23 protein-coding genes and 2 pseudogenes are annotated in these 25,523 nt (G+C 69.4%); 18 read left to right on the top strand and 7 right to left on the bottom strand.

Features of this window, described 5'->3' with window-relative positions; genetic code table 11:
• Positions 1-80: 80 nt before the first annotated feature.
• A complete protein-coding gene (locus tag ACFYPR_RS29595; RefSeq protein WP_387263736.1) occupies positions 81-674 on the bottom strand; it encodes a hypothetical protein in 594 nt (197 codons plus the stop codon).
• Positions 675-873: 199 nt separating this feature from the next.
• On the opposite strand from ACFYPR_RS29595, the pseudogene ACFYPR_RS29590 reads away from it, so the two are divergent.
• The 7 genes and pseudogenes from ACFYPR_RS29590 to ACFYPR_RS29560 all read left to right on the top strand — a co-directional run.
• A pseudogene (locus tag ACFYPR_RS29590) lies at positions 874-1,143 on the top strand (RNA ligase RtcB family protein); the annotation flags it as partial.
• Between the two features lie 119 nt (positions 1,144-1,262).
• Entirely contained in the window at positions 1,263-1,526 is a 264-nt protein-coding gene (locus ACFYPR_RS29585; RefSeq protein WP_387263733.1) for a hypothetical protein, read from the top strand.
• Positions 1,499-1,915 (top strand): tripartite tricarboxylate transporter permease, encoded by a 417-nt coding sequence (locus tag ACFYPR_RS29580; protein ID WP_387263731.1) that lies wholly within the window; start codon positions 1,499-1,501, stop codon positions 1,913-1,915. The genes ACFYPR_RS29585 and ACFYPR_RS29580 overlap by 28 nt, the downstream gene beginning before the upstream one ends.
• Before the next feature lie 49 nt (positions 1,916-1,964).
• Complete coding sequence (locus ACFYPR_RS29575; RefSeq protein ID WP_355065851.1) at positions 1,965-2,192, top strand: hypothetical protein; 228 nt, start codon at positions 1,965-1,967, stop codon at positions 2,190-2,192.
• A gap of 26 nt (positions 2,193-2,218) precedes the next feature.
• A complete protein-coding gene (locus ACFYPR_RS29570) occupies positions 2,219-3,244 on the top strand; it encodes a hypothetical protein (RefSeq protein WP_354859665.1) in 1,026 nt (341 codons plus the stop codon).
• 333 nt (positions 3,245-3,577) lie between these two features.
• Positions 3,578-6,277: an RICIN domain-containing protein gene (locus ACFYPR_RS29565; protein WP_387263730.1), complete on the top strand. Its 2,700-nt coding sequence runs from the start codon at positions 3,578-3,580 to the stop codon at positions 6,275-6,277.
• A gap of 54 nt (positions 6,278-6,331) precedes the next feature.
• Entirely contained in the window at positions 6,332-9,223 is a 2,892-nt protein-coding gene (locus ACFYPR_RS29560; RefSeq protein WP_387263727.1) for a glycoside hydrolase N-terminal domain-containing protein, read from the top strand.
• Positions 9,224-9,232: 9 nt separating this feature from the next.
• Here ACFYPR_RS29560 and ACFYPR_RS29555 read toward each other — a convergent pair whose 3' ends face one another.
• Positions 9,233-9,448 carry a hypothetical protein gene (locus ACFYPR_RS29555; protein WP_354859672.1) on the bottom strand — a complete coding sequence of 72 codons (216 nt, stop codon included), beginning with the start codon at positions 9,446-9,448 and terminating at the stop codon, positions 9,233-9,235.
• 324 nt (positions 9,449-9,772) lie between these two features.
• Positions 9,773-10,513, bottom strand: coding sequence for an MIP family channel protein (locus ACFYPR_RS29550; protein WP_354859675.1), 741 nt, complete (start codon positions 10,511-10,513; stop codon positions 9,773-9,775).
• 555 nt (positions 10,514-11,068) lie between these two features.
• On the opposite strand from ACFYPR_RS29550, the gene ACFYPR_RS29545 reads away from it, so the two are divergent.
• Both ACFYPR_RS29545 and ACFYPR_RS29540 read left to right on the top strand, forming a co-directional pair.
• Entirely contained in the window at positions 11,069-11,287 is a 219-nt protein-coding gene (locus ACFYPR_RS29545) for an IS3 family transposase (protein WP_355066032.1), read from the top strand.
• Position 11,288: 1 nt separating this feature from the next.
• Complete coding sequence (locus ACFYPR_RS29540; RefSeq protein WP_354859676.1) at positions 11,289-11,462, top strand: hypothetical protein; 174 nt, start codon at positions 11,289-11,291, stop codon at positions 11,460-11,462.
• 132 nt (positions 11,463-11,594) lie between these two features.
• Here the strand turns inward: ACFYPR_RS29540 and ACFYPR_RS29535 are convergent, their stop codons facing one another.
• Positions 11,595-12,503 carry an oxidoreductase gene (locus ACFYPR_RS29535; protein ID WP_363940548.1) on the bottom strand — a complete coding sequence of 303 codons (909 nt, stop codon included), beginning with the start codon at positions 12,501-12,503 and terminating at the stop codon, positions 11,595-11,597.
• A 217-nt stretch (positions 12,504-12,720) separates the two neighbouring features.
• On the opposite strand from ACFYPR_RS29535, the gene ACFYPR_RS29530 reads away from it, so the two are divergent.
• Positions 12,721-13,794 carry an alkene reductase gene (locus ACFYPR_RS29530; protein ID WP_387263724.1) on the top strand — a complete coding sequence of 358 codons (1,074 nt, stop codon included), beginning with the start codon at positions 12,721-12,723 and terminating at the stop codon, positions 13,792-13,794.
• Positions 13,795-13,892: 98 nt separating this feature from the next.
• Here ACFYPR_RS29530 and ACFYPR_RS29525 read toward each other — a convergent pair whose 3' ends face one another.
• Both ACFYPR_RS29525 and ACFYPR_RS29520 read right to left on the bottom strand, forming a co-directional pair.
• Positions 13,893-14,078, bottom strand: coding sequence for a hypothetical protein (locus tag ACFYPR_RS29525; protein ID WP_354859720.1), 186 nt, complete (start codon positions 14,076-14,078; stop codon positions 13,893-13,895).
• A gap of 729 nt (positions 14,079-14,807) precedes the next feature.
• Positions 14,808-15,050 (bottom strand): hypothetical protein, encoded by a 243-nt coding sequence (locus ACFYPR_RS29520; protein ID WP_354859684.1) that lies wholly within the window; start codon positions 15,048-15,050, stop codon positions 14,808-14,810.
• Positions 15,051-15,232: 182 nt separating this feature from the next.
• Here ACFYPR_RS29520 and ACFYPR_RS29515 point away from each other — a divergent pair, with 182 nt between their 5' ends.
• From ACFYPR_RS29515 to ACFYPR_RS29480, 8 genes and pseudogenes are all read left to right on the top strand, one after another.
• On the top strand, positions 15,233-15,697 hold the full coding sequence (locus ACFYPR_RS29515) for a hypothetical protein (RefSeq protein ID WP_354859687.1): 465 nt from the start codon (positions 15,233-15,235) through the stop codon (positions 15,695-15,697).
• 80 nt (positions 15,698-15,777) lie between these two features.
• Positions 15,778-16,695 carry a hypothetical protein gene (locus ACFYPR_RS29510; protein ID WP_387183121.1) on the top strand — a complete coding sequence of 306 codons (918 nt, stop codon included), beginning with the start codon at positions 15,778-15,780 and terminating at the stop codon, positions 16,693-16,695.
• Between the two features lie 53 nt (positions 16,696-16,748).
• The gene (locus ACFYPR_RS29505; RefSeq protein ID WP_354859691.1) at positions 16,749-17,129 is read left to right on the top strand and encodes a hypothetical protein; all 381 of its coding nucleotides are present in this window, start codon (positions 16,749-16,751) and stop codon (positions 17,127-17,129) included.
• Positions 17,130-17,225: 96 nt separating this feature from the next.
• A complete protein-coding gene (locus tag ACFYPR_RS29500; RefSeq protein ID WP_387263722.1) occupies positions 17,226-19,703 on the top strand; it encodes a tetratricopeptide repeat protein in 2,478 nt (825 codons plus the stop codon).
• A gap of 96 nt (positions 19,704-19,799) precedes the next feature.
• The gene (locus tag ACFYPR_RS29495) at positions 19,800-20,210 is read left to right on the top strand and encodes a transposase family protein (RefSeq protein WP_354859696.1); all 411 of its coding nucleotides are present in this window, start codon (positions 19,800-19,802) and stop codon (positions 20,208-20,210) included.
• On the top strand, positions 20,173-20,733 hold the full coding sequence (locus ACFYPR_RS29490; RefSeq protein WP_354859717.1) for a transposase family protein: 561 nt from the start codon (positions 20,173-20,175) through the stop codon (positions 20,731-20,733). Before ACFYPR_RS29495 ends, ACFYPR_RS29490 begins: the two co-directional genes overlap by 38 nt.
• A gap of 82 nt (positions 20,734-20,815) precedes the next feature.
• Positions 20,816-20,920: pseudogene (locus ACFYPR_RS29485) on the top strand (DNA-binding protein); the annotation flags it as partial.
• Positions 20,921-20,924: 4 nt separating this feature from the next.
• Positions 20,925-22,082: a glucose-6-phosphate dehydrogenase gene (locus tag ACFYPR_RS29480; protein ID WP_354859698.1), complete on the top strand. Its 1,158-nt coding sequence runs from the start codon at positions 20,925-20,927 to the stop codon at positions 22,080-22,082.
• A gap of 695 nt (positions 22,083-22,777) precedes the next feature.
• On the opposite strand, the gene ACFYPR_RS29475 is transcribed toward ACFYPR_RS29480, so the two are convergent.
• Complete coding sequence (locus ACFYPR_RS29475) at positions 22,778-25,393, bottom strand: CHAT domain-containing protein (RefSeq protein ID WP_354859700.1); 2,616 nt, start codon at positions 25,391-25,393, stop codon at positions 22,778-22,780.
• Between the last annotated feature and the right edge of the window lie 130 nt (positions 25,394-25,523).

The raw sequence follows: 25,523 nt of genomic DNA, 5'->3' as shown, positions 1-25,523 counted from the left end.
AGCAGACCTGGTAGGCCCCTCAGCGCACGCTCGTGGCCGACGAGACGCATTACCCTCTGGGTCGTATCCCGGCGCTATGGCTACCTCTCGGGGGTCTCCCAGACCGTCACGTCGGCCAGATACGTGCCGCTCGCCCGGTCGAACTTCTTGACGGCGAGGTAGGCGAGTCGATCCGCCGCCGTCCTGACGCAGAAGCGGCTGTCGTCGGCGATCGGGAGCGTTTCGGTCCCCTGCGTGGAGATGAGGTCGGCGCACTGCTGGCGGGTGGGCCGCGGCGCTTCCTGCCAGGCGGCGATGCTGGGCTTCGTGGTGAAGAAGCCGCCGTTGAGGCCGTAGAGCACGTTTTCCGAGGTGCCGTAGTTGACCCAGACGCTCGCCTTGTCGTTGCCGCTCAGCACCTGGGCCGGGACCGAGTCGAGGTCGACAAAGGTCATCCGCACCGGATGCGCCCAGCGAACCTTGTCCGTCGAGGAGGAAGGTGCCCCACCCGGATCGGAGGGAGCGGAGCTTCCGCTGACGGTTCCCGCTCTGGGACCGGCCGGCAAACCTACCGACGGGCTAGCGGTGTCCACCTTGGGTGCCGAGGCATTATCCGGAGGGGTGACGAGGGCGAACACACCGGCGATGACGGCGGCCACGATGGTGAAAACACCAGTGATGACGGCCGGCAACACCCCTGCCCGGTGCCCCTGTCGCCCTCCAGGTGCCGGCACTGGTGGGACGGACGTTTCCCCTCGTGGTAACTTCCCCATGGATCCTCCGGTCTGGCCCGATCGACGGGCGTCAGTGTATCGACCAGGCGCCCCTCGTTGTCCGGCGAACCGGTGCGGCTCGCGGCGACCGTGCGGCCGAAACTCGCTTGCCGCGCACCGTAGGCTCCGGTTCGCCGCCGACGACCTCCTCCTCGTCGTCCACGGTGGTCGCGGACTGGGCGAGCGGATCCTGCGGGCGCACACCGAGGTCCAGAGCGTGGGCCCCACTCCCGATCCCGTCGCCTATCTGGCGATGCACGGCGCCGCCGTACGCTGGGGATCGCTCAACCGGCGGCTGATGACCGCCCGGGTCGCCCACGCACTGTCTGCCGAGCCCACCGAGCCGACCGTCAACCAGTGTCACGACCTGGTCGAAGCTGTAAAGACACACCGAGACGTGCTGCGGTTAGTACCCCAGCCGGGGTTGTTGACCTTGGCTGCGCTGCGGTTGGATGCGATGCGGGACTGAGGGCAGCCGCCGTCGATCATGGATGGTTGTGTGGACTGACCATGATGCAGCGAGAATTGATCAAAGACCGGGAGGACCGCGAGTCGCTGGCCGTGCTGTCCTGGTTCGACTGCAGCCACGACCTGCTCGACCTGGCCCTGCTGGAGGCCGGCGAACTGGAGCAGGCGCGCGCCGCCGTCGATCCGCTCGACGAAGCCACGGTGGATTCGGGCCACCATGAAGTCGTCGTCGACCACCAGTACGTCGATCACCGGCTCGCCTCCAGCGCAGCCTCTTCGTGGGCAACCTGCTGCTGCTGGTGTTGAACCTGCCGCTCGCGCCCGCGTGGGCGCGGCTGCTGCGGATCCCGCGACCGTACCTCTACGCCGGCATTCTCTTCTTCGCCTCGATGGGCGCGTACGCGGTCAACGCCCAGCCGTTCGACCTGTTCCTGCTGCTCACCCTCGGCCTACTCGGGTTCGGGATGCGCCGTTTCGGGCTGCCGATCCTGCCGCTGATCGTCGGGGTGATCCTCAGTCCACGTGCCGAGTTGCAGGGCCGGCGGGCGTTGCAGCTCTCCGGTGGCGAGCTGCACGGCCTGATCGGCGGCTGGGTCTCCTGGACCATCTACGCCACAATTCTGGTGGTAGTGCTCTGGCCGGTACTCCGCCGCTTCGTCGTGAGCGGAGTTCGGGGAAGGCTGATGCCGAGATGAGCGGCCGGGGCCGACCGTGGTCGGCCTGTCGCTGGGCTCCGCCTGTCTGATGCGCTTTCAACGCGGCACGGCCGAGAAACGCCGGGTGTACGAGGTGGAGCTGGCGCCACGGTCGGCGTACGTGCTGTGCGGGGCCGCCCGCTCCAACTGGCAGCACAGCATCCCGCCGGTGCCGGAGCTGCGGTACTCGGTCACCTTCCGGCAAGTTCGCCAGGGGGCAGGCAGAGGCAGGGGTGCCGAGGCCGGCGGCCTTCCCGGCGGAACCGGCCCGGGGTGACGGACAGCACCGCTAGCGTCGGGACCATGCCCGCCCGTCCGTCCCGCTGGTCGAGGCCGCTCCGGGTGCTGGAGGCGCCGTCGTACCTGCAGGCGTTCGTCCTCTCCGGCGCGGTCACGGTGCTGGTCACCCGCGCGTTCCTCCAGGCGGCCGGCTATCCGCAACTCGGCGAAGGTGGGCTGCACATCGCGCACGTGCTCTGGGGTGGTGTCCTGATGACCGCCGGCCTGGGGGTCGCGCTGGTCTTCCTCGGTAGCGCGGCGCGGATCCTCGGCGCGGTTCTGGGCGGGATCGGGTTCGGGCTGTTCATCGACGAGGTGGGCAAGTTCGTCACCGCCGGAACCGACTACTTCTACGCCCCGGCCGCCGGCATCATCTACGGCGCCTTCGCCCTGCTGGTGGTGATCACTCAGGCCCTCCGGGGGCGGGCCCGGCTCTCCGGCCCCGAGCGTACGGCGAACGCCCTGTACGGGGTGGTTGGTGGGCTCCGCACCGGCCTCACCGATGATCGTCGCGCGGCGGTCGCCCGGCTGGTCCGTGGGTGCGGTCCGGACGTCGAGGAGGGAGTGGCCCGGCTGCTCGACGCGGTGCCTCGACGCGAGCCAGCCGGCTCCCGGTTCTGGCAGCCGTGGCTCAGGTGGGGCCGCCGGGCCGTGGTCTGGCTGACCACCCAGCGGTGGGTGGTGGCGCTGGTGGTGCTCTATCTGGTCGGCGAGCCGTTCGTGGTCGTGGGGAACGTCTTTCTGGACGCGGTCACCGGCCAGCTCGACCACCAGCGGGAATGGCGCGCGGTGCTGGGGATCTCGGCCTCGGCGCTGATCACCGTGGTGCTCAGCATCCGTGGGGCGTCGCTGCTGCCCCGCGACCGGGTGCGGGCCTTCCGGCTGTTCAAGCTCGCGCTCCTGGTGGACCTGCTGTTCGGGCAGATCTTCAGTTTCACCGTCAACCAGTTCGGGGCGCTCTCCGCGCTCGCGGTGGACCTCTTCCTGCTCGCCGTGGTGACCGCCGAGTACCGCCGGCTCTGCCGGCAGGCTCCGTCGCCCGGCCGATGACGTCCGCTGACCATGGCGCCGGACGTAATCATCCCGCAGGCGCCTCAGTCGGAGGCCGGTGCGTCGACGGTGGCACCGACGGGTCTTTCGTCCTACCTTTGCTGCGGCTTTAGTCGGGATTGATGGAGTTTCAGACTTCGGCATAAGATAGATGAGTCCAAATCCTTGACTCAAGTACCCGTGTTGCCGGTTAATCACATCTACGTGTCGACTGTGTTTACCCTCCCGGGCGGTCGACGACGTCGGCGCATCGTCGAATCGATTCGACCACGGCCGGCACATACGCCATGGCTCGGAGTCATACGGCTGTCGGGCGAGTCGCAGGAGGTTACCGTGCATCGTACGAACGTCCGCTGGGGTGGCCGATTGTCGGCGTGGGCCAGAGGGTTGGCCGCGACCGTGGCGCTCGGCCTGACCCTGACGCTGGGCGGCCTGACCCTGGCGACCTCCGGGTTGGCCCTGGCCGCGCCCGTCACGACGCAGAGCGTCGCGGCCGCCGGACCTGACGGCGTGGCGGCCGGTAACGCCGCGATCGCCTCGGTCGATCTGAGCGGAACGTGGAGCTTCACGCCCTCGGGTCGGGGAACGACCTCGATCACGGTGCCCGGTGGCGGCTGGTACAAACAGGGCTTCACCGACGTGAACGAGGCGGTGTACTCGCGCAGCATCACCGTGCCGGACTCGGGGCAGCCGCAGTCGACCTGGATCGAGTTCGGCGCCGTCAACCACCAGGCGACACTCTCCGTCGACGGCCGCGTGGTCGCCACCCAGACGACGGCGTTCACCCCGTCGAACTTCGACATCAGTAGCTACGCCGCACCGGGCACCACCCATACGATCAGCGTGCAGGTGAAGGGCCGCGGTGCGTTAAAGTCGTCCGACGGCAAGTACCTGGTCCCGGTGGCGGCCGACTGGTCCGAGGCGATACCGCAGGGCATCTACCGGTCCGCGTCCCTGCGGGTGTACCCGGCGGTGTATGTCAGCGACGCGTTCGTCCGTACCTCGGTGGCGAACCGCACCCTCAGCTACGACGTGTCGGTAACCAACTCCTCGGCCGCGACCAGAACGGTCACCCTCAGCGGGTCGCTCGCGTCCGACGGCGCGGGCTCTTTCAGCTACCCGCAGCTGCCGCAGCGGACCGTGACGGTGGCGGCCCGTTCGACGGCGAAGGTCACGGTGGGCCCCGTGGCGTGGGACCTCGGCACCACCTCGTACTGGTGGCCCAATGTGCCGTACCGGTCCGGATACCGGCCCCAACTGCACCGCCTGGCGATCCACGCCACCGTTGACGACGGCCGCACCAGTGACGCCACGTACCGCTTCGGGTTCCGGGAGAGCACGCAGAACGGCGAGTACTACTACCTCAACGGCGTGCGGGTGAACTTCCGAGGCGACAGCCTGCAGGGCGCCGACTACGACCGGGTCAACTACGGCGGGAAGGGCGACGCGTACGACACCCTGCCCGGCTTCCTGCCGCCGTCGTCTGGCAACGGCGGCTGGCCCGAGGCGGTGGACAACTACCAGCGTCTCAACTACAACGTGGTACGCATGCACATGGAACCGGCCAGCCCGTACATGCTCGACGTGGCCGACGAGATGGGCCTGATGGTCATCGACGAGACCGCCATCCGCAGCGGTGCCCAGGACTTCGTGTCCGGACGCAACAACATGGTGGCCCACGCTCGTGCGCTGACCCTGCGCGACCGCAACCATCCGGCGATCATCCGCTGGAGCCAGATCAACGAGCCCAGCTTCAACAACAACGACTCGCAGCAGTTCCAACAGGACCTGTACGCGGCGATGAACGGCAACGACGGCACCCGGCCGATCAGCATCGACGCCGCTCCGGGCGCGGACTCGGCCAGCCGGTACCCGGCCATGAACTACTCCAACTTCGCCATCTTCGCGCACTACCTGGACGGTGTCGGCCGGTACGGCGAGGCCCTGAATCGCAATTCCGGGCGTCCGGACGGCGAAGGCGAGTACATCTGGCCCGCCTGCAGCACCAGGCAGGGCTTCACGTGGTTCGCCACCGCAACTGCTGCCAAGCGCGGCAAGGACGCCAGCGACCTGCGCCCCTACACGCTGCTGTCTGCCTGGGCCAGCGTGGTGCCGGGCGTGCGAACCACCGACTTCACCACGGAGGAGGGCACTCGCCCGGTCTACGGCGCGGACAATCTGACCGACCCGTGGAGCAACGCACAGATCCAGCGCGTGCAGGCGGCGTTCAACCCGGTGGCCGCGGTCGACCTCCCCTACTGGTCCGCCTCCGGCAATTCGGACTCGAACGGCACCTTCCCGCTGCCGCAGGCGGTACCCAGCTACACCCGAAACGCCACGGTGACCCGCAACATCACCGTCTTCAACGACGACCTCACCAACACCTCGGTGGACTTCGCCTGGACCGCCCGACTCGACAGCCCGACCGGCACCCTCGTCGCGTCCGGCAACAGCAGCCTGACCATCCCACTCGGCTCGCGGGTGACCCAGCCGGTGTCCTTCACCACCCCCGCCACCGGTAGCCGCGTGTACCTGCAGCTGTCGACCGCCAAGTCCGGCAGCACCCTCTTCACCGACTCGGCCGAATACCTGAACCTCGGCGGAGGCGGCGGAACCGGGCCCACTCCCGGCACCTACCGCATCGTCAACCGCAACAGCGGAAAGCCCCTCGCCATCGCCGGCAACTCCACCGCCGACGGCGCCAAGGCGGTCCAGCAGAGCGGTACCCCCACCTGGACGATCAGCGCCACTTCGGACGCCTACACCCTGCGCTACACCGCCTCCGGAAAGGTGCTGGACGTCAACGGCGGCAGCACCACGGCGGGCCTGCAACTGCAGCAGTGGTCGGCGAATGGCGGTACCAACCAGTCGTGGTACCTGCGACCCACCGGTGACGGCTACTACACCATCGTCAGCCAGGCCAGCGGACTGGTGGCCGACGTCTACGCCGCAGCGACAAGTGACGGCGCGCAGGTCGTGCAGTGGACCGCCAACAGCGGGACCAACCAACAGTGGCAGTTCGTGCCCGCCTGACCAGCGCCGACATGACGCACAACCCTCCAGCCTCGGTGTCGAGAGGAACTTCTGATGACAGACCTACCCGTGAGCCGTAGGCGCCTCCTCGCCACCGCCGCGCTGACCGCCGGCTCCGCGGCCCTGATCCCGGCCGTGGGCACCGGACGGGCCGCCGCCGCTGCGCCTCAGGTCACGCTGCCCGAGCGCGGGATCTACGACGCGACCGCAGCGACAAACTGGACGGACGGGTTCCTCGTCGGGAACGGCGAGTACGGCGCCGTCCTGTACGGAACGCCGACCCTCGAGAAGGTAATCTTCAATTACCACCGCTTCGTGCTGCCCAACGGCAGCCGGGGTGTGACCCCGCCAGTAATCTCAGGGCGGCTGGCCGGCGTGCGGGACAAGGCGCTGGCCGGGAACTACGGCGGAGCCAACACGGACTTCGCGGCTGGCTGGAGCCTGCGCTGGACCCAGACCTACCACCCCGGCTTCGAGTTGCAGATCAGCACGCCAGGCATGACCACGGCCAACGGATACGCCCGCATCACCGACTTCCGGACCGGGGAGGTCACCTCCACCTGGGCCGACAGCAACGGCACCTGGACCCGCTGCGCCTTCGCCTCCCGAGCCGACAACGTCGTCGTACACGAACTGGCCCCGGCATCCGGCCGATCGATCGACGCGACGCTGGGCGCCAACACTTCCCTCGCGGGCGTCCCCGGCTCGGTCCGTTTCACCACCCTGGCCAGCGTCATTGACGGCTCCGGCTACCTGAACCTGCGCGGCACCTACCCGTCCGGGCAGGGCGCGTTCGGTTTCGAGGGCGTCACCCGGATCGTCGCCAGCGGTGGCACGGTAGCCGCGAACGGGTCGACAATCGTCGTCACCGCGGCAACCAGGCTCCTCCTGCTGACCAAACTCGACCGTTACGAGTCACCCACGGCCTGGGACAGCAAGCCGTTGCACGCGGCGCTGGCCGCGGTGCGCGCCGACTATGCCGAGCTGCGGACCCGGCACGTCACCCTGCACGCGGCGATGTACGACCGCTCCCGCCTGGACTTGAACGTCTCCGCCGCCGACCGGCAGCTGTCGACCACCGAGCTGATCGCCCGGCAGAACGCCAATCGCAACACCATCGATGTGGCCCTGCTGGAGCGCCTCTACGACAGCGGCCGTTACCTGTTCATCAGCTCCAGCGGCGTGCTGCCGCCGCGGTTGACCGGAATCTGGGCCGGCACCTGGAACGGCGCCTGGGCCGACGATTTCACCACCGATGCCAACATCAACCTGCAGGTCGCCGGCGGCAACATTCTCGACCTCACCGATGCCATGCAGGGCTACTTCAGCCTGATCCTCGGTCAGCTCGCTCACTGGCGCACGAACGCTCGCAACCTGTACGGCGCCCGCGGCTTCCTGGCCCCATCGCGAACCGACGGCGAGTACGGGTACATGCTGCACTTCGACCCCGGCTTCCCGGGCCAGTGCTGGACCGGTGGCGCGGACTGGCTGCTCTATCCGCTACTAGAGTATTACCAGGTCACCGGGGACCGGACGTTTCTGGCTGAAAAGCTGGGACCGGCGCTGATGGAGCTAGCACTGTTCTACGAGGACTTCCTCACCCGCACCGATTCGGCCGGCCGGGTGGTGTTCGTGCCGTCGTTCTCGATGGAGAACTCGCCGGCCAGCACGAACGTCCTGCTGGCGATTAACGCCACCGGCGACATCCAGGCCGGCAGACACGCCCTGCGGGCGGCTGTCGAGGCTGCCAACGCGCTCGGTGTCGAGCAGGGTGCCGGTCAAGGTGTCGCACGCTGGACGGCCCTGCTGGCGAGGATCCCGCCCTACACGGTCAACGGCAGCGGCGCCCTCGCCGAATGGTCCTGGCCGGGACTCACGGATCGCTACAACCATCGGCACGTCCATCACCTGTACGGCGCGTGGCCCCTGCACGAGATCAATCCCGAGGACGCGCCCGGGCTGGTCACCGCCGCGCTCAGGGCCCTAGCGCTGCGCGGTGACGAGAACACCTCAGCGCACGGCAGCCTGCATCGAGCCCTTGCCTCCGCTCGGCTGAAGGACGCCGCCGGCGTCTACAACAACCTCCGGAAGATCATCGGCAACAACATGATCTTCCGGTCGCTGATGACAGCACACAACCCGAACCTGGAGACCTACAACGCCGATGCGGCCAACACGCTGCCGGCCGTGCTCAGCGAAGCGCTCGTGTACACCAGGCCCGGCGTCCTCGAGCTGCTGCCCGCCGTGCCCGGCCAGCTCGCCAGGGGCACCATCACCGGGGTCCGCGGACGCAACCAGGTCCGCATTCACAGCCTCTCCTGGGATCTGCCTGGTCGCTCAGTAACCGTGGCACTCACCTCAACGATCACCCAGGCGATTACCCTCATCAGCCGGCGCGGGATGGCATCCATCACCACTTCCGCAACGGTCACCCCCTCGCCGCTCGGCCCGCATGCCCGGGTGATCTCGTTGACGGCCGGACAACAGATACAGGTTGTCGTAGGTCTGCCAGCCGCCGCCGGCGGCGGCGTCGTTCGACTGGTCAACCGGCGCAGCGCAAAGGTGTTGGACGTCAACGGCGGCTCCACCACGGACGGGGCAGCTGTCATCCAGTGGCCGTGGACTGGCGCGGCCAACCAGCAGTGGCGGCTGCTACCCAACAGCGATGGCTCATTCCGGCTCTCCGGTGTCAAAAGCGGGAAAGTCCTGGACAGTCCAGGTGGCTCGGGCCAGGGCGCGGCACTCGTTCAATGGGCCGACAACGGCGGACGTAACCAGTGGTGGAATCTCGTCCCGGCGACAACCAGCGGGTACTACCGGTTCGTCAACGTGAGCAATGGCTGGTGTGTCGGGGTCGAGGGCGGCTCCACCGCGGACGGCGCCATGGCGGTCCAGCAAACGGTCAGCGGCGAGATCAGCCAGGAATGGCAGATCGTTGATGCCTGAGGCGGGAGGTCAGAGGCACTGGTCGCAGCGGCTCCGGGGCGATGGGTCGCCAGACTTCCGGCCGGCGCCCACGACGTGCGCGCCGTCTGGCGTCGGGGTGATGAGCACGGCGGCGTGCACGACGTCGACGTGCAGGGCGAGGCCGGAAGTCCAGCCCAGGGCGCGCAGCAGCGGTCGGGCGGTAACCCGCCCGACGGCATCGGGACGCGCCAGGTCGAACAACACGCCATCGGGCGCCTGACCCGCAGGTGGAGGCAACGTCGGCAGTGGCGCCGGCCCCGGCGGCACGACCGGAAGCCCTCGCCCCTGTCCGGTGTCGGTGAGCGGGCCTGTTGTGTTGCCCGTGTCCGGGGACCCAGGCACGCTTGACGGGTGCAGCTGTCGAGCCGTCGTCGCCGTTGGTCGCCGCCGAAGTCGGCGTTCACCGGGTTCCGGATCCCCGCGCCGGCCGCAGCGAGAACACCACCCGGCGGCGTAGGGCACTACCCGCCGCACCTTACGTTCGCCGAGACGCGCTCATCATCGCGCCACCAACTGTGCACGAGGTCGTTAGTGAGTGACCTGTTCGAGCTGCCCCTTGGATAGGACGAACTTCCACAAGACTGCTCCGGCCACCGCGCCCACTACCGGGCCGACCAGGTACACCCACCAGTAGGGGAAGGAGGCCGCGGCGATGTCGGGGCCCAGGGTCCGGGCCGGGTTCAACGAACCTCCCGAGACCGGAAGGGCCAGGAAGATCGCTGCCCCGATCCAGAACGCGATGGCCAGCCCGGCGGGCAGCGCCCCTCCGGGAGAGCGATGATAAACCGCGGTGGCCATGACGACCACCAACAGCACGGCAGTGATCACGATCTCGGTGAACAGTGCCGTGCCCCACCCGACGCCCGGGCCGGGCTTGGTGGCTCCAAGGACCAGGGCCGTCCGGAGCCGACTCCCGAACATGAACCAGTTCATCAGCCCGGCCAAGGTCCCGCCGATCAACTGAGCGACGATATAGACCGGTACCATCCGCCAGGGAAACTCCCTCACCGTGGCGAGGGCCACGGTGACGGCCGGGTTGATGTGAGCGCCCGAGACCGTGGCGAACACGTAGATGGCCGCCACAGTGCCCAGGGCGAAGGCCAGGCTGATGGCCACCTCGTTCATCCCCGCGAGGGGGTGAAGCTTGTGGGTGGCAAGCAGGGTGGCGGTACCGGAGAAGGTGAGCATGAATGTCCCCACCACCTCGGCGACGGCGGCTCCCGCCACTGCCTGGGGGCGTGTGGGGGTGACCTCTCCTCGTGGTGGCATGCTCTTCCTCCTCAGGCCGTCCCTTGGCCGAAGCTGGATCGGACCAAAGTGGCGATGCTGGTTTGCTGCTCACATTCACTGATCCACAAGCCGATGGTCACGTCGCTGATCTTCGCCAGCAGATAGCTGGTGGTCCCTGGTCATCGGCGGCCGAGATCGTGGCCCTGAGGCCGCGCAGCTCATCCGTCACGGTGGGCTTGCCTCGCTGATTGCGGTCCGCACGCTCGAAACCCTGCATACAGACATTGTCCCAGGCAATCGAACGCTAAGCCGCCAAAACTCACGGACCTGCCAACCCCACCACCCGGTCACCGACCTTGTGGTTCCGACGACGACCAGCCCATCTCCCGAGCCGACGCCCTCCGCGCTCTCACCCTGCTGCGACCCGTACGCCGGGCTGCTTAGGCGGCGAAACCACCGTGAGGTTCCCCCGGTTTGCCGGAGGGTTGGTTACCTTGTGTTTTAAGAAGGGCCGCCGAAGGCGTTCCGGTGGAGGTGGCGTGTCGGGTGGACGACGTGTCGACGTCGGGCTACTACGAGTGGCTGACCCGGCCGATGTCGGCGCGTGCGGTGCGGCACGCCTGGCTTACCGGGCTGATTACCGAGATCCATCAGCAGTCGCGAGCCAACTACGGTGCCCGACGAGTGCACGCTGAGCTGCGTCTGGGGCGAGGGATCGTAGTCGGTCACGGTGCCGTGGAGATGCTCCATTCGCCGTGCCGGACTGGTGGGCGCCATGGGCCGGCCGAAATGGCGGCGAGCCAAACGCGATGACGTGGCACTCGACCTGGTCAACCGGCAGTTCACCCGCAACGGGCCGAACCAGTTGTGGGTCACCGACATCACCGAGCACCAGTCCTCGGTTGAGGAAGTGCTACTGGCCATCGGGGCGATAGGACTAGCAATGCTCATCGCTGCCATCATCGCCGCTCGATCCAATAAGCGCTAGTCAACTCCGTGCGACGAGAGGCCACAGACCGATTCCGTACCGGGACCGGATGCCGCGACGTGCGGTCCCGGTGCGCCTTGGCTTTATCGGCAACCCTTGCCACGTCTACCGCTAACCGGAAGATCGAACCGATCAACAGCATCGATCCATCGGGTAAGTGCTCGGTACGGCCCGGATCACCCGCACCGCGTCCAGTGCGGCGAGCGCGTCGGCGGGCAGGTCCAGGGCCGCGCCGGCGATGTTCTCGCGCAGGTGCGCGACCGAGGACGTGCCGGGGATGAGCAGGATGTTCGGCGAGCGGTGCAGCAGCCACGCCAGCGCGACGGACATCGGCGTGCTCCCGAGGCCCTCCGCGACCCGTTCCAGGACGTCCGACTGCAAGCGGGAGAAGCCGCCCAGCGGGAAGTACGGCACGAAGGCGACGCCCTGCCGGGCGGTGCCGTCGACCAGCTCGTCGTCGTGCCGGTTGGCCAGGTTGTAGAAGTTCTGCACGCACACCACCGGGGCGATCGACTGCGCCTCGGCGAGCTGCTCGGCGGTGACCGTGCTCAGCCCCAGGTGCCGAATCAGGCCCCGCTCGCGCAGCTCGGCGGGCGTGCCGAACTGCTCGGCGATCGAGCCCGGCTCGGGCGAGTTCATGCCGCCGACCCGCAGGTTGACCACGTCGAGCGCGTCCAGGCCGAGGCGGCGCAGGTTGTCGTGCACCTGCTGGGTGAGCTCGGCCGGCGTCCGCGCTGGCGGCCAGCCGCCCTGCTCGTCGCGGCGGGCACCGACCTTGGTGACGATGTGCAGGTCGTCGGGGTACGGCGCGAGCGCCTCCCGGATGCTCTCGTTGGTGACGTACGGGCCGTAGTAGTCCGACGTGTCGATGTGCCGGATGCCCAACTCGACGGCCGCGCGCAGCACGTCGACGGCGGCGGCCCGGTCCTTGGGTGGCCCGAAGACGCCAGGGCCGGCCAGTTGCATGGCGCCGTAGCCGAACCGGGTGACGGTGAGGTCACCCATCCGGTAGGTGCCACCGGGCAGCTTGTCGCCGATCATGGTTCTTCCTCCGCCGGTCGGAGCGCCCGCCGGCACCTCGTACGGTGCCCGCCTCGGGCGGGCGCAACCAGGTCCCACCCATCCTGGGACCGACGGGGCCAGGGTCCGAGACGTGCGTCACGGCGCGTCCGGGAATCGTCGGCCGAGCTATCCAGTTGATCAGTGCCGGGACGCCAGCGTACCCAAGACGTCCGTTCGACGACGAAGCGGAGACACGATGACAGCCCTGTTCAGCCCGTTCACCCTGGGCAAGCTGGAACTGACCAACCGGATCGTGATGGCACCGTTGACGCGCAACCGCGCGGGCGAGGGTCAGGTGCCGCAGGAGATCTCCGCGACCTACTACGGCCAACGCGCCCCGGCCGGCCTGATCATCACCGAGGGCACCCAGCCCAGTGCCGTCGGCCAGGGCTACGCGGACACGCCGGGCATCCACTCTGCCGAGCAGGTCGAGGGCTGGCGGGCCGTCGCCGACGCCGTGCACGCGGGCGGCGGAAAGATCGTCATGCAGCTGATGCACGTGGGTCGGATCGGCCACCCCGACAACAAGGGCGGCCTGGAGTCGGTGGCGCCCAGTGCCATCGCCGCCCCGGGCGAGATCTTCACCCGCGACGGGATGAAGGCGTACCCGGTGCCGCGGGAGTTGCGCGGCGACGAGCTGCCGGGGATCGTCGAGGAGTTCGTCCGGGCGGCGCGCAACGCCGTCGATGCCGGCCTGGACGGGGTGGAGCTGCACGCCGCCAACGGCTACCTGCTGCACCAGTTCCTGGCGCCGTCGAGCAACCTGCGGACCGACGGGTACGGCGGCTCCCCGGAGGCCCGCGCCCGGCTGGTGATCGAGGTGACCCGGGCCGTCGTCGAGGCGGTCGGCGCCGACCGGGTCGGCATCCGGATCTCGCCCTCGCACAACATCCAGGGCGTGGTGGAGGAGGACGCGGCCGACGTGGCCGCCACCTATGGCGCGCTGGTCGACGCGATCGCGCCGCTCGGCCTGGCCTACCTGCACGCCCTGGCCGACCCGACGAGCGACCTGATCGTCGACCTGCGGCGCCGGTTCGGGGGTCCGTTCATCGCCAACGACGGCTTCGCCTCGGTGACCACCCGGGCGGACGCGGAGCGCATCGTCGACGGTGGCCTTGGCGACCTGGTCGCGGTCGGCCGGAATTTCCTGGCCAACCCGGACCTGCCCCGCCGGTGGGAGATCGGCGCGCCGCTGAACGAGCCGGACCAGAGCACCTTCTACACGCCGGGCCCGCGTGGCTACACCGACTACCCGACGCTGGAGCAGTAGGCCCGGCGGCGAACCGTCCGGGCCGGCCGGTGACCGCCGGCCCGGACGGTTCGCCGCGCGGTGGCCGAGGCACCCTGCCCGGCCCGGCCGGCGGTCGATCACGGCGACATGGCGGGCCTGGCCTTCTGCGGGTGGATCGTCTCCTGCCGGGCGAGCATCGCGACGAACTCGCCGATCTTCCGCTGGCGGGTCTCCGCCCGTTTGACGGCGGGCAGGAAAGCTAGTACTCCCAGCAGGACATCCGTTCTGACCTGCTGTGGCGGTGTGGTTTTGTCCGTGGGCATGGAGCAGCCACCGCTGAGTCTCGTGGTTGTGTGGACCAAAGATACGGCGGTGGCCAGCCTCAACCACCTTCGAAGACGACCCACCGAGATTGCTCGCTACGTCGGCAGTACAGCACCTGAACCGCCTCCCGGCGGCCCATCTAAGCTGGGCCGCGGCGTTCGCTCGCTGCAGTGCGCTGCGGCCAAGCTCGTCGCGACGCGCCTTCCGCGGCGCCGACCCGGCATCAAGCGCTCAGGGAAACGAGTGACTTGAACCCAAGACAACCTCTTGTCGAGCCTCGTTCAGGGCTTGTCATTGCTTGTCAGAACCCCTTGTTACCATCCGTAACCACCCCAACCTTGTCATCGGTTGTCAGGGATGGGCGCTGAGCTGCGCAGACGCGTTCAGGCGATGGTCGTTGCTTGTCACTGGTTGTCAACCACGGGCGGGGTTTTTCGGGGGGTAAACGGGGGCCGACCGGGCGTCGCCAGGTCCACGGCGTCCCGCTCCCCCATCAGCGAAACACCCGTCACCAAGGGAACGGCGCGCCCCTCCCCGCTGCGACAATCTGGCCGTGAACGAGGGGGGTCGTGTCGGGGGGCGACACACCCATTGCCCCACCGCCGATGACGCTCAGCGCAACTCTGAAGCTCGCGCAAGTCTAGCTACGGTGGTGACCTCTTCGGCGGAGCCGAAGAGGTCACCAGCCAGAAGTGCCTGGTCAGGGCGCTTCCCGTGGGATAGCCGTTCTAACAACGGCAGGCCGGCACCCCCAGGGATGCCACTCGGATCGATCTTCGTTGACGGCAGTCGGCCATGCGGCAACGACGAATGCGTTTCGAGTCCCACCGCTCCTCGATGACGGCGGCGCACCCGTCGAGCGCCTTCACCGCCTCCGGGTCGGCCTTTTCGCCATCGGCCGTCTCCAGCTGGTCGACGCGCACCATCTGGCCCTTGTGCGGCCACTCCTTTGGCTTCTTCACGGTCTTCACGCCGGCCGCGGCCAGCTCGGCGGTGACCGGGTCCGGGCACCGGACTCCGTTCGAGATCGTCCGAGACCGTCCGGAGTCGTCCGGGACAGCTCTCCAGGGCTCAGGCAGCGGCAAAACTGTTCCCCAGTCACGGCGGCGGGCTAAGCCCGACCACCGCAAGTTTGCGACGAAGGGGAGCAGTGATGCGCAGAAGGTTCGCGACAATAGTGATGGCGGGACTTCTCGCGGTAGCCGGTGCCACCTTCGCGGCAGCGCCGCCGGCGATGGCGGACGAACCGACGTTCTGCGGGAACTGGCTGTCCAATCCCAACCTGGCCAGCAACATCACCGCCGTCTCGGGCACCCAGTACACCATCCCGGGCGCGGGCGGCGCCTACATCCGCGTGAACCAGGGCCAGTACTCCGGACGTTGGTTCGCCTGGGCGAAGGTCTACAACCCCGAGTTCAGCGGCCTGGTGGCGCTGATCTGGAAGTACACCCCGAACAACAGCCTCTACCAGTGTGGGCGGCGCGACGGCAGCACCGGCTGGTCCCCGGACTACACCGCCGGGGTTCGGGACACGGAGACCTCGATCGTGCAGGCCAAGTACAGCCGCAACCCGGGCTCCGGCACCGTCTACTACGGCGGCGCGTCCACCTGGAAGTAGTGGTTGGTGGCCTGCCCTGTCCCGTACGGGGCAGGCCACCTCGATTCGAGGGAGCGACGATGTCGTGGCTGAGACGCATTGTGGCGCTGGCCCTGCTGGCCATCCTGCTGGTGGGCTGTTCCGCGCCCGAGGCGGAGGTGCCATCCGTGCCGCTGATATCCCACGAGCCCGGCGTGGCGGTGGATCTCAGCCTGCCGTTCGACAGGTACGAGCTCTCACCGGAGGGTGGCGTCCAGGTGTCGCGCGCGCTCTACAAGCTGATTGAGAAGTGTATGGCGGGGTTCGGCCTGCGACTGGACGTGCCCCAGGCGTCGCCGCTGAAATATCCGGTGCACGCGACGCAGCTCTACTGGCAGGGAATGTACGACGTACGCGAGTACGGCTACGTAGGCCCACCAGGTTTCGCCGACGACATGTCCGCCGCCGCCCGAAGGGGTAGGAGGCACCTGCTGATCCCCGCCGAGCAGACCGCGGTCTACTTCGGCCAGACCGCCTCGCATGGTGCGTTGGCCGTGCCTACCGGAGGCTGCGACGGTGCCGCCGAGCGTGAGATAAACGGCACCGCGGAGCGACCTGTCCTCGCCGCGGTCGACCCCACCGTGGAGCCACACCTCACCTTCGAATGGTTTGAGAGCCAGGCTGCGGACCGAGCCATGGCCGACGCGCGCTACCGGTCGGTGCTGCGGGCGTGGAGCGAGTGCATGGCCCGGGACGGCCACCACTACCGCGATCCGGACGCCGCGGCCTCCGACCCACGGTGGAACGCCCGGGGTGCGCAGCCGAGCACGCCGCCGTCCAGCGAGGAGGTCGCCGTCGTGGTCACTGACCGCGCCTGCCGCACCGAGACCAATCTGACCGGCGTCCTCAGGTATCTGATCGCCGAGTTCGAGAATGACATTCTCGCGGAGCACGGATCCGACGTCGAAACGGCGTCCGTGCTTCTGCGCACGCGAGCACGCAACGCGGCGCGGGTGTTGGACACGTCGCCGATCAACTGATTCGAGTTTTGTCCGACCGTGAATACCGAGCAGCTATCTGAAAGGGATCGACCATGACGCGCACTTTGTGGCAACGGGGGGTCGTGGTGGCGGGGGCGTCCGTGCTGGGGGTCGGGGCGTCGCTGGCCGCCGTCCTGCCCGCCCAGGCGGCCTGCAGTTGGACCATCTCGACGCCGGTCAATAGCTCCGGAAGTGCTGTCACCACGGGTACCACGTCGGGTTGCGGCAGCTCCTCCAGCTGGGAGACGCAGCTCTACGTCTGGAACGGCGCGAGCTGGCAGTTGCTGAACTACTCCAGCTTCAGTGGCAACAGGAGCCGCTCTACAAGTCACACGTGCTCGGGTACGGCCAGCCACACGTTCAAGGGTGCGATCTACAACGCCGCCACCGGAGCGTCCAAGACATCGACGACCACGTTGGCCTGCGGCGTCTGATCCCGGCGACGACACGCGCCCGAGGGCTTCCTGAATCACCCGACCAACGAGCTCAACACGATCGCAAGGTAAATCGAGCCAGTTACACTCCCCACCGTGCCAGATCGAGCACCGGTACCCAGCACGGCGACCACCGCAGAGGAATATGTGGCAGCGCTCCGCCAGCTGAAAGCCTGGTCGGGGCGCTCCTTCCGGGATCTGACCCGTCTGGCCCGGGAGAGAGGGCGAGTCCTGCCCGCGAGCACCCTGGCTTCGGCGCTCGCTCGACCGACACTGCCGTCCCTGGACATCGTGATCGCCATCGCGGAGGCGTGTGAACTGCCGCCGAACGAGGTGGTTGAATGGGTACGCCTGCGTCGTCAGCTGGCTCAGTTGGAGGTCGCGGGGGAGGCCGCCGCCGCTGCCGGTGCCGCCACCACCAGGGCGGACCTGGTCACACCGTATCTGCTGCCGAGTGGGCCGACCTCGTTTGTGGGGCGGAAGGCGGAACTAACCCGAGCTGGGCACATCCTGCGCGCCGACGGGCAGAGCGCGCGTACGGTAGTGATCACCGGCCCGGCCGGGGTGGGAAAGACGACCCTCGCGGTCCGGCTGGCGCAACTGGCCGTCGAGCATTTTCCGGACGGACAACTGTTCGCCGATCTGCGTGGCCCGCACCCCCAGTCGGGCGTCTCCTGGCACGTTCTCGGTGTCTTCCTCCGCGCCCTCGGCGTCAGCAGCCACTCCGTGCCCGCCGCGCTCGAGGAGCGCATCAACCTCTACCGCAGCCTGCTCGCCCAGCGAAGCGTGCTCATCGTTCTCGACAACGCCGCCGCGGGCCGGGATGTCCAGGCTCTGATCGCCTCGGGGTCGAAGACCGCCACCATCGTCACCAGCCGGAGCGTCCTACCCGGGCTGGACGGCTCTCGGGTGCCGCTGAGGCTGCTCAGCGAGCCGGAAGCGTTGGAGATGGTCAAACGCATGATCGGTGAGGAGCGGGTCGCCCGGGAACAATCCTCCGCGTTCCAGATCGTCAACCGCTGCGACCGGCTTCCGCTGGCCGTGTGGATCGCCGGGGCCCGCCTGGCCGCTCGCCCGGACATGCCTCTGGGCGCTCTGGCCAGAGCCCTCGCCGACGAGCATCGAAAGCTTGATGAGCTGACGGTGGGCGATGTGGCGGTACGTGCCAGCATCGAGCTGACGTATGCGGCGCTGTCCAAAAACCAGCAGGAGACGCTGTCCTATCTGGCACAGATCAACACAGTCGACGTCGCCCCGTGGGCACTCGCGGCCCTGATGGACATCTCGCCGGCCGACGCGACGAAGCTCCTCGACGACCTGGCGGAGTTGCATCTGCTGTTCGTGCGCTACACCGGCAACGCGGCACCGCGCTACCGGATGCACGACCTGGTCGCCACGTTCGCACGGGACAAGGCGGCGCAGATCCTCACGCCGGTCCAGACGGAGCGGGCGAGGCTGCGGATGCTCGGCGGGGCGTTGGGCCTGGCGTGCGCCGCCGGCATCCGGATCAACACGGACTTCGACGAGGTGCCGTTCGCTGCCCCGCCCTGGTCGTTCAGCGTCCAGACACGTGACGCGGTGCTGGACGACCCGCTTGCCTGGTTCCGGGACGAGTACGGTTTCCTCAAGACGCTCGCCGAAGACATGCTTCCGTCCGTGCCGCTTCCTGCAGCTGGCCTGATCGTGGCCCTTGCGCCATTCATGCAGCTGTCGGGCTACTTCGACGACTGGCTGCACCTGCACAGCCGCGCGATGGGGTCGGTGGCTGGTGGCCCGGTCGGGGCCAGCCTGCGGCGCAACCTGGGTGAACTGTCGACGATCGTGGACGACTACCCGGCAGCGGAACGCCACTACCGCGCAGCGATCGGGATGCTTGATCCCTCCGACAAGGCGCGCATCGCCAGCACCTCGGCTGGGTTGGCCTACCTCTACCGTTTGCAGAGCAGGTACGCCGAAGCGAAGGAACATTTCGTCAGGGCCATCCACCTCGCGGAAGCCGCCGGCAATGACAACTGCCTGATCTACGCGACGACCGGCCTTGGTGTCACGCTGATGGAGCAGGGACGCCGCGACGAAGCGGTGGCGGTGTTCGACGAGAGCCTGCGGCGCAGCGAGGCCATCGGCTACCTGCCGGGGCAGGCGCAGGCGTGGCGCTGCCTCGGGCAGGTCAGCCGGCTGCGCGGCGACTACACCGCCGCCGAACGGCACTACCGCACCGCCGAGCGGATCAGCCTGTCGCTGGGCGACCAGTTGAGCGCGACGCACGCCAGGTGCTGGCTCGGTGACGTCCTCGTCAGACAGGGCAAGGAGGTCGAGGGCCGGCGCGTGCTGGCCGAATGCCTCTGGGTCTACCGTGCCGCGGCGAACCGCTGGGGGGAGGCGGCCGCGTTGCACTGCCTGGCCGAAGCTCAGTTGTCCGCCGGAAGACCGGACCTCGCCCAACGCCGTGCCGAGGTGGCGGTGGCCATCTGGACCGAGGTTCATTCGCCCTACTGGCTGGCCACGGCCAAGGCCACGCTCAGCAGAACGCGGAACCTCCTGAACCAGTCTGAACTGGTGAGACGGTCGAGATGAGGACGCCTAACGACCTCGTGCACGGTTGCGAGTCCTTGAGCATCGATGATCGTTGTTGGCATCATGGTTGGTGCTGCGATCATGATGAATCCTCGGATGACAGGTCTGTCCCGGCAGGTGATAGCGGGCCTGGTCGCGGAGTTGGGACCGCGGTGGCAGGCCCGCCACCGTGATCGGCTGGCGACGCGAACGCGTCGTCGCCGTGTTGGCGCGGGTGCGAAGCATCGGTTCGGGTTCGCCGACCGGTTGCTGGCCACGCTGGTGCACCTGCGGCACGGGTTGACCCATGACGTGGTAGCCGCCTGGTTTGGGGTGCACCGCTCGACGGTCACCCGCAGCGTGGCCGAGGTGCGGCCGCTGCTGGCCGAGCGGGGTTGCCGGGTGCACGACGGAGTCCGGCTGCGCACACTCGCCGATGTGGTCGGGTATCTGGGTCAGCACCCGCAAGCGTTGATTGGACGCCACCGAGGTGCGGGTCCGCCGACCGGTCGAGGGCCGGGCGGGTAGGGACCGCTTCGTATCCGGCAAAGCGCGGCTGAACACGATGAAGGCCCTGGTGATCTGCGATCCGGCTGGTCGGCTGCTGTTCTGCGGCGAGACTCGGCCAGGCTCGATGCACGACCTCACCCAAGCGCGGACCGCCGGCCTTGTCGACCTCCTGCTCCACGCGCCGCTCGGGGTTCAGGTCCTCGCCGACGCCGGCTACCAGGGCTTGGGCGCCGACACCGCCGACGTGGTGATCACACCGAAGCCCAAGCCGCGCAAACACCAGAAGTCACTGCCGCCAAGCGTCATCGCCGCGCACGACGCGGCCCGCAAACGGCACTCGTCGCAGCGAATCCGCGTCGAGCATGTCATTGGACACCTAAAGAACTGGCGGATCCTGGCCCGCTACCACGGCCGACGCGAACACTTCGACGCCACCATCCGCGCGATCGCCGGCCTGCTGTCGGACCACCAACACACCGACCGGACCGAGAACGCCACCAAGCCACTCAAGGCGCTACCAGCCGCACCTCACCGCCGATGAGGTGACCGGCCCTCCCGACAACCGTGCACGAGGTCGTAAGCAAGGTCCGATGAGCGTCACCCAATCCGCACCCTCGCCTTCCAGCCGAGGCAAGGGACCCCGCGCCATCCGCGTCGGCAACACCGTGCGATACCGGCGCAGCGAAGTCGAACGCTGGCTCGACGAACACACCGACACGGAGCGCTGACCCCATGGCCCGACCTGAACTACCCATCGGCACCTGGGGCAAGATCCGCACCCAAAAGCTGGGACCCAACCGATTCCGCGCACGAGCCCGGTTCCGCGACTACGACGGCAAGACCCGCGACATCGAGACCACCGACACCACCGGCCCGGCCGCCGAACGGGCACTGAAGGTCAAGCTACGCGACCGCACCACCTCCAACGACGACGAGATCACCCGGGAGACCCGCGTCAGCACACTCGCCGACCTGTGGATCGAAGAGATCACCACCGAGGAACCGATCTTCCAGCCCATCTGGGATCGCTCCTGGGTCGACCACGTGCAGATCACCGTCGCCGAGACCCTCGGCGTCGGCGGCCGCGGCGGCTTCTACGAGGACGCCGGCGCGATGCGGGACATCGTGCAGAATCACGTGCTTCAGGTTCTCGCGCTGGCACTGATGGAGCCACCGGCCTCATTCGAGGCTGAGGGCCTGCGCAACGAGAAGGTGAAGCTGCTGCAGGCGATCCGGCTCCCCACCGACCGGGACATCGCCGAGGCCGCGGTCCGGGGACAATACACCCGGGGCGGCACCCGCGAGGAGCTGATGGCCGGCTACCGCGAGGAGGCCGGCGTCGACCCCCTGTCGCGGACCGAGACCTACACCGCGATGCGGCTCAACGTGGACAACTGGCGCTGGGCCGGGGTGCCGTTCTACGTACGCACCGGCAAGCGCCTGCCGGCCCGGCTCACCGAGGTGGCACTGCAGTTCCAGCGGCCGCCGCACCTGCCGATCCCGACCAACCAGCTCGCCGGACTCGATGCTGACGCGCTGATCCTGCGGATCCAGCCGAACGAGGGCATTTCGCTGCGCTTCGGTGCCAAAGTGCCGGGCCACTCCTTCCGGGTCCGCACCGCCACGATGGAGTTCTCCTACGACCAGACGTTCGCCGAGGAGTCCCCGGAGGCATACGAACGTCTGCTCCTGGACGCGCTGATCGGTGACGCGTCGCTGTTCATCCGCAGCGACGAGGTCCAGCAGTGCTGGCGGATCGTCGACCCGATCATCGACAACTGGGAGAAGGACCACTCGCCGATCCCCACCTACGAGGCCGCCTCCTGGGGCCCGACCGACGCCGACCGGCTCATCGGCCGGCACGGCCGCAAGTGGCGCAACTCCGCGTGACCCTGTCAAAACGAGTGTGACCGCGCAGCTGAGCCCGATCGCTTGGTCTCACCATCGACGCGCAGCGCGGTCCTCTCAGTGAGCCGGTCATCGAAATCGATGGCCGGCCGTCCTGGGCGGGGCAGTGACTCTGGAGCCCGAGCCGGTCACCTGTCGACCTCTGTGCGCTCTGCGGCGAGGTCAGCGCGGGGGCCGCCAAGTCGCTGAGCCGGCAGACCACGCATGGCCGCAGCCGGCAGCCCCGCGGCGCGGTCGGAAAGCAGGTCGGCAGCGGACGAGGGGCCGTGAACGGCTGCGAATTGCGTCCAACTGTCCGTTCTCAGTGCACCTGACCCGGTCGGACTGCGCTGAGGTGGGCGGATCACTTCGAGTGAGAAAGTGGAAGGTCTGGTTTTCTCAGTTAACCTGCTCGGTGCTGACGTTCTGGGCTGGTTTTCTCAGTTGACGTGCTCCGGGGGGCGCTTTGGTCGCGGATCTTGCCGGTGATGCATTCGCGGGTGAGGCCGTAGGACGGCTCGGGCGGTCTGCCGCTGAGTGTTGCGTTGAACGAGTTCTGGCACGGTACAGGTCGGGGCCCGGGTGCTCGGCGCCATCGTGCCCGGCGCCGGCCCGTTGCGCCTGCCCGCACCGCGCACCGCCGCGCCCACCGCGCTGCGGCTGACCATGGCCGGCTGAGGCGACCGCTCCCGCTCCGGTCAGCCAGCCCCGAAGCAGACGAACGCCGCCGCGGTGGCCCGGGCGGGACCGTCGCCCGCCGCACCGAACGCCCGCTGCGCGTCGGCGAGGGCTCGCGCCGGGCCGGCACCCGCCCGCATCCGCGCGTGCAGGTCCAGCATCAGTGCCGTGGTGGGCTCGGCCGGCACGGGCAACACGGTCGCGATCAGGCACCGGGTGCCGAGCGCCAGGAGCACCGCGGTGAAGCCCATGACCTCGTCGCCGGGGCGTAGCCCGGTCAGGCCGGAGTCACAGGCGGAGAGCACCATGCAGCCGGGCGGTCGGGCGACCGCCTCCCACTCGTGGGCGAACAGCGGCCCGTCGGCCAGTTCCAGGGTGGAGAACTGCGGGTTGTCCGCGCGGAACGTGCCGTGGGCGGCGATGTGCACCAGCCCCGCCCCGTCCAGCGCGGCGGTCAACGCCGCGGCGGTGGCGTCGGGCCCGGTGAGCCGCCGCGCCCCGGGCAGGACCTGAGCGAGCCGGCATACCTCGGTGTGCCCGGCCGGCAGGCGCGGGCCGGCGGCCAGGACCGGCGGCCCGGCTGGCAGCTCCCGCCGGTCCGCCCCGAGCCAGGCGGTGGCCGAGGGGGCGACGGTCACCGGACGCCCCGCGCAGGTGGGCAGCGCCGACCAGGGCACCGCGTGCAGCGCCCCGACCGGGACGATCACCAGGGCCCGGTCGGCCAGCCGCCGCCGCAGCGAGGCGAACAGCAGCCGGTCCAGGGCGTCCGCGGCGTGAACGGCCCCCGCCCGCGCGGCGGCCGCGTCGCCGGTGGTGACCAGCCGGCGCAGGGCGAACCGGTGCCGGCGGGCCAGGTCCGCCGCGGCGGCGAGCGGACCCAGGTCGTGCAGGCTGGCCCGACCGTCGCGGACCAGCACCGCCCGGATCCGGTCGCCGTGGGCCACCAGCTCGACCAGCACCCGGGAGCCGAGCCGCGCGGCCAGCGCGCCCACCCCGGGCGGGGCCAGCACGGCGCCCCCACCGGGCACCCGCCGGGCCAGGTCCCGGATGCGCTGCTCCAGCCGGGCCTGCCGGCCGCGCAGGGCGGTTGCCGGGCGGCCGGCCAGCACCTCGTCTTCGAGCAGGCCGCTGACCAGTCGGAGCTCAGCGAGCGCCGCCACCAGCTCGGGGTCGGCCGGGGGCCGGGCCGGCCGGGCCCGCAGCGCATTGGCCCGCCACCGCTCCGCCCACGCCAGGACCCGCGCCGGCGCGCCCGCCCGGACCGCGATGTCGAGGCCCTCGGCCGCCAGTTCCTGACCGTACGCTCCGCTGTGGGCACGCAGCTCCGTGGCGCCGAGCGACATGCGGTGCCGGTCGAGCACGGCCAGCCCGCGGCGTAGCGCCCGGGCGGCCCCGGGTTCATCCCCGCCGAGCCGGCGCGACAGGGCCAGGGCGTACCAGCCCTGTGCTCGCCGGTCGGCGGTGCCGCGACGGCGGGCCCGGGCGGCTACCGCCAGCAGATTCCGGGCCCGGCCTGGCCGCCCCAGCACGGCGGCCACCAGACCGGCCTCGATCCGGGTGGTCAGCGCCGGACCCGGCCACCCGGTGGCGTCGAGCTGGTCGGCGGTACGCGCCATGGCGGTGAACAGGGGTGCCGAGCGGGTGCCCCGGCGGTACTCGGCGCGCAGCTCGACGTGCCGGGCGAAGACAGCCCAGGTGCGCCGGCCCTGGCGACGGAACCGGGCCCGGGCCGCGGCGGCGGCCTCGGTCGCGGTGTCCAGGTCTGCGGCGAGCAGCGCCGCGCGGGCCCGGGCCAGCAGCGCCTCGGCGAGGTCGGAGGCCATGCCCCGGCGCCGCAGTTCCCGGACGGCCGCCGTCGCGACCGCCACCGCCTCGTCGACCAGCGGCACCGACAGCAGCAGCTCGACGCGGTCCAGCAGCAGCGCCGGCCGGGGTACGGCGAGCCGCCGGTACTCCTCGTCGACGGTGGCGAAGCAGCGCAGCGCGCCGGCGATGTCGCCGCGCTGGCCGGCCGCGATGCCGCAGTTCCACCGAGCGTCGGCCGCCGCGAGGTCCAGGCCCAGCCGTTGGAAGGCGGCTGCCGCGCGGGAAAGGTCGTCGTCGGTGCCGCCGGCGGCGCCCCGGTGGGCGTTGAGCAGCCCCCGGTTGTTGCGCGCCCGCGCCTCCAGCAACAGATCACCCTCGCGCAGGGCGATGTCGACGGCCAAGCCGTAGTCGCGTACCGCCTCGTCGTAGCGACCTCGGTAGTGCAGCACCACGCCCCGCTGCATCCGGGCCCGCCCCGCGTCGGCGCCGACGAGCTGCGGCAGCGCGGCGGTCACCGCGCGCAGCGCCGCAGCGGTGTGGCCGGCGTTGGCCAACACGTAGCCCAGGCTCATCCGGGCCAACGCTCGGGTCCGGGGCGTGCCGGCGGCCCGGACCGCGCGGCGCAGGTGGCGCAGCGCGCCGGGCAGGTCGTTGAGCTCCCGCAGGGCCAGACCGACGGCCCGCTCGGCGGTGGAGCGCTCGTCGGCCCCGGCCGCGGGCCCGGCGGCCAGCACCCGCTGGGCGATCGCGATCGCCTCGCGCGGGTAGCGCTGGACGGCGTCAAGCGCCGCCTGGGCCGTGCCGGCACCGGAACCGGTGCTGTCGGGCATGCCCCACAGAGTCCCCGAACTGATGCCCAGCCGTCAATGTCTGTGCGAGCTTGTCGGGAATCTGCGCCAACCATTAAAGCCATTGACATGCGACTATGCTTTGGAAGAATCGACGACACCCGGGAAACGT

This window comes from Micromonospora sp. NPDC005254 (assembly GCF_042872525.1).
In the GTDB taxonomy this organism is placed as follows: domain Bacteria; phylum Actinomycetota; class Actinomycetes; order Mycobacteriales; family Micromonosporaceae; genus Micromonospora.
The sequence above is the reverse complement of the archived record's forward strand: the minus strand, read 5'-3'. Positions and strand labels throughout refer to the sequence as shown.

Coding starts and splice junctions, on each gene's coding strand:
- ACFYPR_RS29585 (WP_387263733.1), top strand. CDS start 1,263: ATGATGCAGCGAGAATTGATCAAAGACCGGGAGGACCGCGAGTCGCTG.
- ACFYPR_RS29575 (WP_355065851.1), top strand. CDS start 1,965: ATGCGCTTTCAACGCGGCACGGCCGAGAAACGCCGGGTGTACGAGGTG.
- ACFYPR_RS29570 (WP_354859665.1), top strand. CDS start 2,219: ATGCCCGCCCGTCCGTCCCGCTGGTCGAGGCCGCTCCGGGTGCTGGAG.
- ACFYPR_RS29560 (WP_387263727.1), top strand. CDS start 6,332: ATGACAGACCTACCCGTGAGCCGTAGGCGCCTCCTCGCCACCGCCGCG.
- ACFYPR_RS29550 (WP_354859675.1), bottom strand. CDS start 10,513: ATGCCACCACGAGGAGAGGTCACCCCCACACGCCCCCAGGCAGTGGCG.
- ACFYPR_RS29545 (WP_355066032.1), top strand. CDS start 11,069: ATGTCGGCGCGTGCGGTGCGGCACGCCTGGCTTACCGGGCTGATTACC.
- ACFYPR_RS29535 (WP_363940548.1), bottom strand. CDS start 12,503: ATGATCGGCGACAAGCTGCCCGGTGGCACCTACCGGATGGGTGACCTC.
- ACFYPR_RS29530 (WP_387263724.1), top strand. CDS start 12,721: ATGACAGCCCTGTTCAGCCCGTTCACCCTGGGCAAGCTGGAACTGACC.
- ACFYPR_RS29525 (WP_354859720.1), bottom strand. CDS start 14,078: ATGCCCACGGACAAAACCACACCGCCACAGCAGGTCAGAACGGATGTC.
- ACFYPR_RS29515 (WP_354859687.1), top strand. CDS start 15,233: ATGCGCAGAAGGTTCGCGACAATAGTGATGGCGGGACTTCTCGCGGTA.
- ACFYPR_RS29505 (WP_354859691.1), top strand. CDS start 16,749: ATGACGCGCACTTTGTGGCAACGGGGGGTCGTGGTGGCGGGGGCGTCC.
- ACFYPR_RS29495 (WP_354859696.1), top strand. CDS start 19,800: ATGACAGGTCTGTCCCGGCAGGTGATAGCGGGCCTGGTCGCGGAGTTG.
- ACFYPR_RS29480 (WP_354859698.1), top strand. CDS start 20,925: ATGGCCCGACCTGAACTACCCATCGGCACCTGGGGCAAGATCCGCACC.
- ACFYPR_RS29475 (WP_354859700.1), bottom strand. CDS start 25,393: ATGCCCGACAGCACCGGTTCCGGTGCCGGCACGGCCCAGGCGGCGCTT.